This window comes from Streptomyces flavofungini, assembly GCF_041028215.1.
GTDB classification, from domain to species: domain Bacteria; phylum Actinomycetota; class Actinomycetes; order Streptomycetales; family Streptomycetaceae; genus Streptomyces; species Streptomyces flavofungini_B.
This window is the reverse complement of sequence record NZ_JASKYR010000220.1, coordinates 1-11,904: the sequence shown is the minus strand read 5'-3', so window position 1 is coordinate 11,904 and position 11,904 is coordinate 1. Positions and strand designations below refer to the sequence as shown.

Annotated in this window: 12 protein-coding genes; 9 read left to right on the top strand and 3 right to left on the bottom strand. The window is 71.0% G+C overall.

Annotated elements, in window-relative coordinates:
- Positions 1-44: 44 nt before the first annotated feature.
- From AB8Z36_RS17160 to AB8Z36_RS17145, 4 genes are all read left to right on the top strand, one after another.
- Entirely contained in the window at positions 45-917 is an 873-nt protein-coding gene (locus tag AB8Z36_RS17160; RefSeq protein ID WP_369214188.1) for a TauD/TfdA dioxygenase family protein, read from the top strand.
- Between the two features lie 319 nt (positions 918-1,236).
- The gene (locus tag AB8Z36_RS17155) at positions 1,237-2,196 is read left to right on the top strand and encodes a hypothetical protein (protein ID WP_369214187.1); all 960 of its coding nucleotides are present in this window, start codon (positions 1,237-1,239) and stop codon (positions 2,194-2,196) included.
- An 85-nt stretch (positions 2,197-2,281) separates the two neighbouring features.
- On the top strand, positions 2,282-2,647 hold the full coding sequence (locus AB8Z36_RS17150) for a hypothetical protein (RefSeq protein WP_369214186.1): 366 nt from the start codon (positions 2,282-2,284) through the stop codon (positions 2,645-2,647).
- Between the two features lie 211 nt (positions 2,648-2,858).
- Positions 2,859-3,713: a class I SAM-dependent methyltransferase gene (locus AB8Z36_RS17145; RefSeq protein WP_369214185.1), complete on the top strand. Its 855-nt coding sequence runs from the start codon at positions 2,859-2,861 to the stop codon at positions 3,711-3,713.
- Between the two features lie 82 nt (positions 3,714-3,795).
- On the opposite strand, the gene AB8Z36_RS17140 is transcribed toward AB8Z36_RS17145, so the two are convergent.
- Both AB8Z36_RS17140 and AB8Z36_RS17135 read right to left on the bottom strand, forming a co-directional pair.
- The gene (locus AB8Z36_RS17140; RefSeq protein WP_369214184.1) at positions 3,796-5,394 is read right to left on the bottom strand and encodes a class I adenylate-forming enzyme family protein; all 1,599 of its coding nucleotides are present in this window, start codon (positions 5,392-5,394) and stop codon (positions 3,796-3,798) included.
- A 145-nt stretch (positions 5,395-5,539) separates the two neighbouring features.
- Positions 5,540-6,052, bottom strand: coding sequence for a winged helix-turn-helix transcriptional regulator (locus AB8Z36_RS17135; protein WP_369214183.1), 513 nt, complete (start codon positions 6,050-6,052; stop codon positions 5,540-5,542).
- Between the two features lie 117 nt (positions 6,053-6,169).
- On the opposite strand from AB8Z36_RS17135, the gene AB8Z36_RS17130 reads away from it, so the two are divergent.
- On the top strand, positions 6,170-7,000 hold the full coding sequence (locus tag AB8Z36_RS17130) for a class I SAM-dependent methyltransferase (RefSeq protein ID WP_369214182.1): 831 nt from the start codon (positions 6,170-6,172) through the stop codon (positions 6,998-7,000).
- Here AB8Z36_RS17130 and AB8Z36_RS17125 read toward each other — a convergent pair.
- Positions 6,918-7,871, bottom strand: a complete 954-nt coding sequence (locus AB8Z36_RS17125; RefSeq protein WP_369214181.1) for an ATP-grasp domain-containing protein — start codon at positions 7,869-7,871, stop codon at positions 6,918-6,920. The two genes, AB8Z36_RS17130 and AB8Z36_RS17125, sit on opposite strands and share 83 nt — an antisense overlap.
- Positions 7,872-8,001: 130 nt before the next feature.
- Between AB8Z36_RS17125 and AB8Z36_RS17120 the strand changes: the two genes are divergently transcribed.
- The 4 genes from AB8Z36_RS17120 to AB8Z36_RS17105 all read left to right on the top strand — a co-directional run bounded on the left by AB8Z36_RS17120 (position 8,002) and on the right by AB8Z36_RS17105 (position 11,855).
- Positions 8,002-8,493 (top strand): nucleotidyltransferase domain-containing protein, encoded by a 492-nt coding sequence (locus AB8Z36_RS17120; RefSeq protein WP_369214180.1) that lies wholly within the window; start codon positions 8,002-8,004, stop codon positions 8,491-8,493.
- A gap of 658 nt (positions 8,494-9,151) precedes the next feature.
- Positions 9,152-9,913, top strand: a complete 762-nt coding sequence (locus tag AB8Z36_RS17115; RefSeq protein ID WP_369214179.1) for an ABC transporter permease — start codon at positions 9,152-9,154, stop codon at positions 9,911-9,913.
- 66 nt (positions 9,914-9,979) lie between these two features.
- Positions 9,980-11,068: a taurine ABC transporter substrate-binding protein gene (locus AB8Z36_RS17110; RefSeq protein WP_369214178.1), complete on the top strand. Its 1,089-nt coding sequence runs from the start codon at positions 9,980-9,982 to the stop codon at positions 11,066-11,068.
- A complete protein-coding gene (locus AB8Z36_RS17105) occupies positions 11,055-11,855 on the top strand; it encodes an ABC transporter ATP-binding protein (protein ID WP_369214177.1) in 801 nt (266 codons plus the stop codon). Before AB8Z36_RS17110 ends, AB8Z36_RS17105 begins: the two co-directional genes overlap by 14 nt.
- Positions 11,856-11,904 lie beyond the last annotated feature (49 nt).

Sequence of the window (11,904 nt, the reverse complement as noted above, 5' to 3'; positions counted from 1 at the left end):
ACCCCACACACATCCACCCACTCACCCACTCACCGAAGGACGTCATGGAGACCTACGAACTCGAAGCACTGGAAGCGGTGACCACACGTCCCGCGCGTGCCTACAAGACCCTCACGGCCGAACGGATCACCCCCGTACTCGGCGCCGAGATCTCCGGCGTCGACCTGTCGGAGGAACTCTCGGCGGAGCAGCGCGCGGAGATCGTCACCGCGTTCCACGACCACCATGTCCTCGTGTTCCGCGATCAGACGATCACCGTCGAGGACCACAAACGGTTCGCCTCCGTCTTCGGTGAGCCGCGTCCGGTCAACCCGCCGCCGCCCGAGGGCGACCCGCACGTCCTGGAGATCCGCACCACCTCCGCCGCGGCGAACGTGGCGGGCAACGGCTGGCACGCCGACGGCACGGCGGACGCCGAACCGTCGCTGGGCTCGATGCTCTACATCACCGAGATCCCGGAGCCGGGCTGCGGCGGTGACACCCTCTTCGCCAACATGCACCTGGCCTACGAGATGCTCTCCCCGGCCATGCGCTCCCTCCTCGACCCGCTCACCGCCATCCACGACGGAGCCCAGGCCCTCCAGGGATACGTGCCGCCCGCGGACTACGTCATCCCCAGGAGCGAGCACCCCCTCATCGCCCGCCACCCCGAGACCGACCGCAGGCTCCTCTACGTCAACAAGGCCTACACCAGCCGCATCCCGCAGCTCTCCGCCCAGGAGAGCGAGGCCCTGCTCGGCATGCTCTTCGACACCATCGCCAGTCGCCCGCTGCTGCACTGCCGCGTCCGCTGGACGCCCAACACCCTCGTCTTCTGGGACAACCGCTGCGTTCAGCACCACGCGACGTACGACTACTACCCCTACGCCCGCTACGGCCGGCGCGTCGCCATCAACGGCGGCCCGGTCAAGGGCTGATCGGCACCGGTGGCACCGATGTCCGCGGGGGAACCCCGCCCGGCCGGTCACTTCGGCGTGATTCCGGGCTTTGCGGCGACGGTTATTTCGCGTATTGATCTGCCGCGAGTTCCATAGCCCAAGAGCGATCAACCGTAGAAGCAATTCAACGCTGTTGACGCTCCCCCCGATGCGATGTATATCCCTCTGTATTGCAACCGGCACAGCCAAGTGATCGGCAATTCCCCGCGGCCGTCGAACGCCTCTGGGAGAGTCGGCCGGGGGCATACAGGGCCCCCCGGCGCTCCACTGCTGCGCCAAACAAAAAGGGGGTCGAACATTGCTTCGCATCACGGCCGATATCTTCTCCGGTCGCCCCGATCCGGTCTCCGACATCACCGACGAGAGTGAAGTCAGGGCGCTGCTGCGCGAGGTGGACGGCAACCGGAATCTGTTCCTCGGCGACGCACCGGCCAAGGGTCAGCTCGGAGTCCGGGGATTCTGGATCGAACCGCTCAACGACGAGTTCGGCGGCGACTTCGGCGCCGAGCCAAGGCTCTACCTGCCGGTCGGCGCGCAGGCCCGCGGTGGCCGCGCGGCCGAGCTCGGCGAGCGACTCGTCACCTTGATGGAGCAGGGTGAGCCCGCCTTCTCCGGTGAAGCGGCACAGCCGATGGATTCCTCGTTGCGCGAATATTTGATTCCGCAACTGGCCGCTCCGGCCCGGCTCACCGTGGCGGACGGAACCGCACCGTCGGAAGCGGACTCGGAAGCGGAACAAGGATCGGAGCGAGGACCGGAACAGGGGTCGGAAGAGGCCGCCCCGAGGGCTACCTGCACCATTGAGCTCGGAGCATTCAATCCGGGATTCTGGAACAACGACTCGACCGTCCGGCTGAACAACAACTGCTACAACTACGCGAGCAACTGGCGGACAAATACGTTCGCCCAGCCGGGCCGCGGCTGCGGCAGCATGTACAAGGCCATCACCTGTGCCGAAATGACGCGTGCGTCACTGTGCGACGGGGTGCACCACCGGTTCGACTGCTTCCCCGACGCCGAGAAACCGCGCTATCTGATCGCGCTGGTCGTCGCTCCAGGACCCGGCTTCATCGACTTCCACTGGTACCGCAAGCAGCAGGAGGGATTCTGGGGCCACAAGCCCGGCGGTACGGCCGCGCGCAACACGGACAACAGCGGCAACGTCATCTTCAACCCCGAGACCGCCAACCGCGGTCCGTACACGCTCTTCTGCGGATACTTCTACGGATGTAATTCGCAGCGGCAGCGGATACGGTAACGCACACGGCGTACCCTTCCGGGGCCGGGACAGCGCCTCCCGGGTCCCCGGGCCGTCCGGGCACCACCAGCGGAGAATGACCGGCATGGACGTCGAGATCGACCTGTACAGCGGGCGGCGGAATCCGTCGTTCGGCCTCGCCCCGGAGACCGGGCGGGAGCTGATGAGCCGTATCGCCGCGCTGCCTCCGGCGTCCGCCGGAGCGGCCCCGCCGCAAGGTCTCGGCTACCGGGGGCTGCGGATCACCGGCGGCCCCTCGGACGGCTTCGCGGAGACAGTGGAGATCGTGGTGTCCGGCGGCGTGGTCGTCGTCCGTGACAGTGACGGCGCGGAGCGAGTGCTCCAGGACGCGGGACGTGCCCTGGAGCACTCGCTCGCCGACCTCGCCGCCACCCGGCTGGCTCCGGCGGACATGGCGGTGCTCCGCCAGGCGCTGAGCGGCTACGAGTGACAGGCGCTGCGCGGACCCGGGTGGCACCGGACCGCTCCGACCGGCGGCGTCAACCTTCTGGGCACCCTGGTCGATCATGTGGAGGGCGTTCTGCGGGTCACGGTGGGTGCCCCGGTCCCCCTGTGGCAGGGTGTGCCCGTCACGCGGCGTTCGCGTAGGACTCGACTCGCCGCCCGCACCCGGAAGGGCCTGCCCCACAGGGACCGCCACAATGACCGACCTGGTCGCGACCCACCATCAGCAACACGTCCTGCCGTACTACCAAAGGCTCGGCTCGCGGCTCGGCTACGCGGCCCTCCTCAACCGCACACGCCACTTCGGCTGGTACGAACCCACCCACTCCCCCTGGCGCTTCACGGCCGCCATGCGGCGCATGGAGGTCGTCGTCGCACGGCGTCTCGCCCTGCCGCCCGGCTCGGCGGTCCTCGACGCGGGCTGCGGGGTGGGCGACGTGGCGCGCACCGTCGCACGGGTGAGCGGCGCCCAGGTCACCGGGATCGACGGCATCGCGTCCGACGTCGGCATCGCACGGCACCGCTCGGCCCGCGCGGACGGACCCGGCACACGGACGCGCTTCCTCACGGCCGACTACCACGCCCTCCCCTTCGCCGACGCCTCCTACGACGGCGTCTACACGATGGAGTCATGCGTCCACTCCCCCGACCCGCAGCGCGTGCTCACCGAGCTCCACCGGGTCCTCCGCCCCGGTGGCCGACTGGTGATGTGCGAGTACTCCAGCACCCCCACCGACCACCTCGCCCCGGGCGCGCGGTCCGCGCTCAACCGGGTCTGTGCGCTGTCGGCCATGCCCGGGATGCTCGCGCTGACCCACGGAGAGCTCGACCGGCTGCTCCGGCGGACCGGGTTCACCCTGGACTCGGCCTTCGACGCGACGGAGAAGATCCTGCCGATGCTGCGCGCCTTCGCGGTCCTCGGGCGGCTGCCCTACTCCCTCGCCTGCCGCGTCAACCGCGAGGACAGCCTGGTCAACGCGATGAGCGGAGTGGAGATGTACCGGCACCAGGATGCCTGGCGCTACGTCATCACCGTGGCCACCAAGCCGTAGCCGGGCGCGGCGGCGGGTGTGCGTGCCGTTCGTCGCCGGGCGCGGCGGGCGGGTGTGGGTGCCGCCGCGCCCGGCGCCCCGGCTACCGCGCGGGCAGGGCCGCGTCCTCCCAGGCCGCGCGCAGCGCCTTCTTGTCGACCTTGCCGACCTTGGTCGTCGGCAGCCGGTCGAGCAGGACCGTCCTCCGGGGCGTGTACAGGTCGCCGAGTTCGGCGGTGACCGCCGCGCCGACGGCGTCCGGGTCCACCTCGGTGCCCTCGGCGGTGGCCAGGAAGACCGCCACGGCCTCCCCGAATTCCTCGTCCGGCATGCCGAGCGCCGCCGCGTTGCGCACGCCGGGCAGCGTGAGCAGGAAGTCCTCAAGGACGCGGGAGTAGACGTTGTCGCTGGTGCCGCCGGTGACGATGATGTCCTTGGCCCGGTCGACGAGGTAGAGGTACCCGTCGGCGTCGAGGTAGCCCAGATCGCCCGTGCGCAGCCAGCCGTCGCGCAGCGCGTCGGCGGTGCGCACGGGGTCCTCGTAGTAGCCGAGCATCACCGTCTCGCCCCGTACGCACACCTCGCCCACCTGCCTGACGGGCAGCGGTTCCGTACCGCCCTCCGCGCGGATCTCGATGTCGGTCCCGGCTATCGCGCGGCCGCAGCTCCGCCAGAGCTCGGGCCGCTCGGCGCCCTCCGAGGCCAGGGTCTCCGCGTCGAACGCGGCGATGCCGAGGGCCTCGGACTGTCCGTAGCCCTGGCTGAGCACGGGCCCGAACACCTCGACCGTCTGCCGCAGCCTGCTGGGCGAGGAGGCCGCGCCGCCGACCACGATGCGGCGCAGCGCGGGAAGGACCCCGGGCCCGCACTCCGGGTGGTCGAGGAGTGCGTACAGCATCGGCGGCACGAACATGGTGGCGGTGATCCGCTCCTCACGCAGCACCTTCAGTGCCGCGCCCGCCTCGAACTCGGGCAGCACGACGAGGACGGACCCGGTCGCCAGCGCCTGGAGGCTGGTGAGGTGGCCGCTGCCGTGCGTGAGCAGGGTGGCGGCCAGCACGCGGTCCGTGCCCGGGTCCATGGGCGCGAAGGCCGACGCCCGGGAGTCCTCCGGGTCGCCCTGCGCCAGGCCCATGAGCTTGTCGTAGAGCCGGTGGCTGTGGGCGGCGAGCTTGGGCCTGCCCAGGGTGCCACCGGTGTAGAGAACGGTGACGGCCTCGTCCGCGCCCGGCGCCGGAACGTCCTCGGGGCGCTCCGCCGGGCACTGCGCCGCCAGGGCCAGCAGGTCCGGGCAGCGCTGTTCGCACGGGCCAAGGCCGAGCAGCGCGGGCGCGTGGGCGCTGCGTCCCGCCGCGTCGGCCGCCCGCTCCGCGAAGAGCGGGTCCGTGACGACCGCGCGCGCCCCGGACTGCTCGACCAGCGCGGCGAGTTCGCCCGGTCCGGGCTCGGGCGGCAGGAACACGACGCGGCAGCCGATGAGGTGTACCGCGAGCTGCACGAGGACGGAGTCGACACGATTGGCCAGAAAAAGTCCCACTCCGTCGCCGGGCCGGAGTCCGTGCCGACGCAGCGCGTGCCCAAGACGGAACAGCCGCCGCCGGGCCTCGCCCCGGGTCAGCCGCTGCTCGCCCTGCACGAGTGCCTCGGCGTCCTCGTGTTCGTACCAGTGTTCCAGGATGCGGTCCACGTAAGTTCGCGGCACGGATGTTTGCTGCGCGGTAATGATCATGGACACATGCAAACATGCCGCTCCGCGTCCGCGCCCTCACAGGGGGGTACTGTCGGCCATCGGCGGGAGTCGTATCATGCCCGGCGCCCCGGGAGGCGCGGCATGACGTCGCCGTCGGCTAGTCGCCCGCCTGCCTCCGCGCGGCGATCAGCGGCCCAAGGAGTCTCGTACCCGCTCCCGTCTTCCCACCGGGTCCGGGCAGTTGGGTCGTCCCGGCCACCGTGAGAGGCTCCCCGCAGCCGTCACACACGACGGTCGGCACGGCGATGTGCCCGCAGGCGTCATGCCGGACCACCGCGGGCGGCCCTTCACTCCCCGCGTACCACTTGTCGCCCCAGGCCATCAGCGCGAGCAGTACGGGATAGAGCTCCCGCCCCTTCTCGGTCGCCACGTACTCCTCACGCGGCGGGCTGTCCTGGTAGCGCGCACGCGTCAGCACGCCTTCCTCGACCAGACGGGCCAGCCGCGCGGCGAGGACCTTGCGGGACAGACCGAGGTCGTCCGCCAGCTCGTCGAACCGGCGGATGCCGATCAGGACGTCGCGCATGATCAGCGCCGTCCAGGCGTCGCCGAAGAGGTCGGTCGCCCGGGCGATGGAGCAGGCGACGGCGGACAGGGAGGTACGGGTCACGGTGCGACCTTAGTCCTTGCGGGTTCCCTGGGGGAACTCATCGCTGTAAGTTCCTTGAGGGAACCTGACTTGCCTGCCGAAGAAGCCGCTCAAGCCGATGAAGCCCGCGGAGTGACCATGACCAAAGCTCAACGCACCTCACACACCGCACGCACCTCGCGCACCGCACGCACCCCACGCACACCACGCACCCCACGCATCGCACTCGACTCGGCCGACCCGGGGACCGTCGACGGCCGCCACATCCGGGCCCTGACCTTCCAGTCCGTACGGATGGAGTATCTGCGAGGCGTGCTGCACGAGTTGAACCTCTCCCCGACCGGCAGCAGGGCCCTCGTCATCGGCGGCGGCCGCGGCCTCCTCCCGCGCGGCCTGGCCCGGCTCGGTTTCGAGGTCGTGGCCGCCGATCCGTCCCCCGCCGCCACGGCTCTCGCCCCGCGCGAGGACGACGGGCCCGGCATCACGTACGTGACGACGCACGCCGAGCAACTCGGCCTGCCCGAAGCCTCCTTCGACTTGGTGTACTGCGCGGACACCCTTGAGATCACCGAGCGGCTCGACACGGTCCTCACGCGGGCGGCCCGCGTCCTGCGTCCCGGTGGCCCCTTCGTCTACGACACGGTGAACCGCACCCCGGTCTCCCGTCTCATCTACCTCGGCGCCTTCCAGTCCTTCCCGGCCACCCGGATCATGCCCCCCGGCCGTTACGCGACGCGGCGGCTGCGCCGCCCGGCGGAACTCGCCGAGGCCCTGGCACGGGCGGGCCTGTGCGCGAGGGACGTGTCGGCGTTCAGACCGCGCAGCGTACGCGGCCTGGTACGCGCGACGCGCGGGCGCAGACGCGGCACCCTGACCGACGACCAGCTCACGCGCCTTGTCGACATGGTCCTTGAGCCGCAGGGCCGCTCGGTGGTGACGTATCTGGGTCACGCGGTCCGCGAGGGTTGAGAGCCGCCAGGAGTGGGCGCAGGAGCCGTTCCTGGTCCGTGGCGGCGGGGAGGCCGCTGACCTGGCCGTCGCCCACTTCCACTACGCGCCACACGCCGTCGGAGCGCAGCGCGAGGTCGGTGGTGACGAAGCGGCAGGCGAGGGCGCGCACCAGGGGTGTCAGGCGGGTGAGTACGGGTTCGGGGAGCGGCGTCGGCCCGGGCGTCGCCGCGTCCGGGTGTGCGGTGGTGAGGGCCGGGGTGCCGTCGATCCACCAGACCCGGACCTCGTCGCCGGTGAAGTCCTCGAACGCGCGCAGGACGATGCCTCCGGTCAGGGAGTCCGCTTGCAGCGCGAGGAAGCGTCCGACCACGGACGCCAGTCGCTCCGGGTCGGACGCGTCGGGGACGAAGCACGCCTCGTGCCACTCGTGTTTGCGGGACTTCACGTAGTCCTTGACGATGACCGGGCCGGGGCTCAGCGGTGCGGCGAGTTCGGCGAGGCGTGCGGGCGCCGGGAGGTCTCCGGGTACGGCGGGGAGCCATACGCTGAAGGGCGACTCGGCCGCGAACACCTCGTACCAGCCGGGCAGTTCATGGGCACGGCGGTACTGCTCGGCATCGGTCGCCAGGGCGCCGCCGCGCTCGGCAAGCGCGGCGGACAGGGCGGCGTAGTGGTGGCCGCTCAGCATCCAGCCCCGGTACCAGAGCGTCCCCAGTCCGCGCGGCACACGTGCGACGGCCTCTTTCGTGTGTCCCCGTTCCAGGGCCTCGTGATCGATGAGTGCGACGTCGCCGCCCAGTGTCCTGGCGGCCGTGGCCGCCTCGGCGAAGTGCGGGTCGGGGCGGCGCGGCCGCAGCGGGTCACCACACGTCAACAGGGCTGCCGTCATGGGCGAAAGCATAGGTCTCCGCCTGGTGGGGCGGGCTACCCCCACCACCCCCGGTCCGGCGCTCCCGCCAAATCCACTGGCCTGCCGGAACCGGTGCCGTTAGCGTGCCGTGGTGACCAGGACCAGGCACATGACGGCTGATGACGTGCTGTCCGTCCTCGACGTGCTGCGCGACGCGGACGCAGAGGTGTGGGTCGGCGGCGGCTGGGGCATCGACGCCCTGGTCGGTGAGCAGACGCGCCCGCACCGTGACCTGGACCTGATGCACCGGGGGAGTCAGGAGTCGGTGCTCACGGCGGCTCTGGCCGGTGCCGGATTCGTCGAGACGCTCGACTGGCGTCCCGTGCGCTTCGTCGTCACCGACCCGCTGGGCCGGGAGATCGACCTGCACCCGCTGGCCTTCGCCCCGGACGGCTCCGCGGAGCAGGCCTCGCCCGTCCGCGGCCGGCCGTTCCGTTACCCCGCCTCCTCCTTCACCACCGGCACGATCCGGGCGACGCGTGTCCCGTGCCTGTCGGCCGAGCAGCAGATCCACTTCCACCAGGGCTACGAACCGGCCGACCACGACCGGCACGACATGGCCCAACTCCGCCGCGTCTTCGGTCTCGCCACCCATTTCTGAGTGCGGGCTCGCGCACAGCCGCGCCTCGACCGCCGAATCCGAGGAACGGGACCCTGGACCGGCGGTCCCCGGACGCTGCCCGTACCTCCCGCGTGGGACTCCCGTCGTTCCGAAAAATGGACACCCGTTTGGAGCAGCGCCGCGGCTGCTGTAGAAATAGGCCCCATGACTCACGGACTGCTGGTGCGACGCCTGGTCATCGACCTGTGCCGATGCCCCGTCTCGTGTTGTCGCTGACCCCGCGTCCCCGACGCTTCCCGCCCGCGTCCGCCGAGTGATCCTTCCTCGGCGCGGTCCCGCGGGCCCAGCGGGCTCCGCCGCTCCGCGCTGATCACGGGGCGCCGCCCGCTCATCTCCCCACCTTCCTCAGCTCCGTGTGTCCGGGCCCGGCCGAACCTGCTCGCCGGTCCCGGGCCCGGTCGCTCACGCCTCGGCGCCCCATGGAGGCCGCCCCGTGTCCCTGACACCCCCTTTGTCACCAGCAGAATCGGCATCATCGGATCCGGCATCGGCATCGGCATCGGCATCGGCATCGGCAGAAGCCTCAGCAGCAGAAGCCCCGGCCACGAGAACCACCGTCGTACCGGGCGCCCCCACGGCCGGGCGCCGCCCGCGTCCAGGCCGGAAGGGCGCGTGGGCGCGCGTACGCCATACCGCGTTGCCATGCGTCTCGCTGCTGCTGTTCCTCATCCTGTGGCAGCTTCTCGCCGCGAGCGGGACCTGGAGCGAGACGCTGGTTCCGTCGCCCGCCAAGGTGTGGGACGCCTTCATCACCGTGTCCACGACGCACGACGGCGTCCGCGGCTACAACGGTACGTACCTCATCGAGCACCTGGGCATCAGCCTGCGCCGCATCGGGCTCGGCGCCGGTCTCGGCATCGTCGTCGGCGTGGTGTTCGGCCTGCTCATGGGCACCGTGGGCTGGCTGCGTTCGCTGTTCGAACCCTGGATCACCTTCCTGCGGACCCTGCCCCCGCTCGCGTACTTCTCCCTGCTGATCATCTGGATGGGCATCAACGAGGAGCCCAAGATCACGCTCCTCGCCGTGGCCGCCTTCCCGCCGGTGGCGGTGTCCACCACGACAGCCGTCGCCGCCGTGCCCCGGAGCCTCGTCGAGGCGGCCCGCGCCCTCGGCGGTTCGCGCTGGGACGTCATCAAGGACGTGGTCGTCCCGTCCGCCCTGCCGGAGACGTTCACCGGCATCCGGCTCGCCGTGGGAGTGGCCTACTCCTCCCTCGTCGCCGCCGAACTGGTCAATGGCCTGCCCGGCATCGGCGGCATGGTCAAGGACGCCGCGAACTACAACAACACACCCGTGGTGCTCGTCGGCATCATCGCCATCGGCGCCTCCGGACTCATCATCGACGGTCTGCTGCTCCGGGTGGAGCGCGCCGTCGTGCCGTGGCGCGGACGGGCCTAGGCCCTCCCTCACGCACTTTCGCCCGCTCGGTCAACCTCGCCCTTCCCGTACAGAAACGGCTCCGCCATGTCTCCCTCGCTGTTCCGGACTCCCGCCGGAAGAACGCCGCAGGTCCCCCAGGGGCCGACCCGGCGCACGCTGCTCACCGGCGCACTGGCCGCCGCTTCCGTCGCCGTGACCGGCTGCTCCTCCGACGGGGACGGCTCCGCAGGCGGCGGGTCCAAGATGCTGCGCATCGGATACTTCGCCTTTCCCAGCGGCGACTTGATCGTCAAGAACGAGAAGCTGCTGGAGAAGGCGCTGCCCGACTACAGGATCACCTGGGTGAAGTTCGACTCCGGTGCCAGCGTGAACCAGGCCTTCCTCGGCAAGTCCCTGGACATCGCGGCGCTGGGTTCGAGCCCGTTAGCCCGAGGTGTGTCGGACAGCTCACCGATTCCGTACAAGGTCGCGTTCATCCTCGATGTGGCGGGCGAGAACGAGGCGCTCATCGCGCGCAAGGACACCCGCGTCACGGACGTCGCAGGGCTCAGGGGCAGGACGATCGGCACGCCGTTCGCCTCGACCTCGCACTACAGCCTGCTCGCGGCGCTGGAGAAGGCGGGCCTCACACCGTCCGACGTCAAGCTCGTCGACCTCCAGCCGCAGGCGATCCTCGCCGCCTGGCAGCGCAAGGACATCGACGCCGCCTACGTATGGCTGCCGACCCTGGATGAACTGCGCGCGACAGGGCGACAGTTGACCAGCAGCAAGGAGATCGGTGCCGGGGGCAAGCCCACTCTGGACCTGTCCGTGGTGTCCGACGACCTGATCGCCCGCGATCCCCAGGCGATCGACATCTGGCGCAAGGTCGAGGCGGATGCCCTGCGGCGCGTCAAGTCCGACCCGGAGGGCTCGGTCAAGGCGATCGCGGCGGAGCTCGGGATCAGCGCCGCGGACGCCAGGGCGCAGCTCTCGCAGGGCGTGTTCCTCACTCCCGCCGAGGTCACCTCCGCCGACTGGCTGGGGGCCGACGGCAGGCCGGGCAAGCTGGCCGCCTACCTGACCGACACGGGCCGGTTCCTCGCCGACCAGAAGCAGATCCAGGCCGCGCCGTCACCGGACGCCGTCCGCAAGGCGCTGTACCTGAAGGGGCTGCCCGATGTCCTCAAGTGAGACCAGGGAGAAGACGACTCCGGCCGACGCCCTCCGCCTCGACCACATCGTCCATGAGTACGGGCACGGCGACCAGGCGGTCACCGCAGTGGGGCCGGTCGATCTGACGGTGCCCGCGGGTGAGTTCCTGGTCCTTGTGGGTGCCTCCGGCTGCGGCAAGAGCACGCTGCTGCGGCTGATCGCCGGTTTCGAGCGGCCGACGCACGGCTCGGTGCGGGTGGCCGGTGCCGAGCCGCGGCCCGGGGCGACGGCGGGCGTCGTGTTCCAGACGCCCCGGCTCTTCCCGTGGCGCACCGTGCGGGGGAACGTCGACCTGGCGCTGCGGTACGCGGGTGTGGAGCGCGGTCAACGGCCCGCTCGGCGGGCGGAGTTGCTGGCGCGGGTCGGGCTTGAGGGCACCGGGAAGCGGCGTACCTGGGAGATCTCCGGAGGGCAGCGGCAGCGGGTCGCCATCGCCCGCGCGCTGGCCGCCCGCAGTCCGCTCCTGCTCCTCGACGAGCCGTTCGCGGCGCTCGACGCGCTGACCCGTGAGCGGCTCCAGGAAGATGTCCGGCGGGTGAGCGCGCAGACCGGGCGTACCACCGTGTTCGTGACGCACTCGGCCGACGAGGCGGTGTTCCTCGGCTCGCGCATCGTCGTACTGACCAGGAGTCCGGGGACCGTCGCGCTCGACCTGCCGATCGATCTGCCGCGCGATGGTGTGGACGCGGACGAGCTGCGCGACTCCGGTGAGTTCGCCGAGCTGCGCGCGCGGGTGGCGCACGCCGTCAAGTCGGCGGCGGGCTGACGCACACCTCGTACACGGATGGCCGGGCTGCCCACCTACGGGAGGGAGG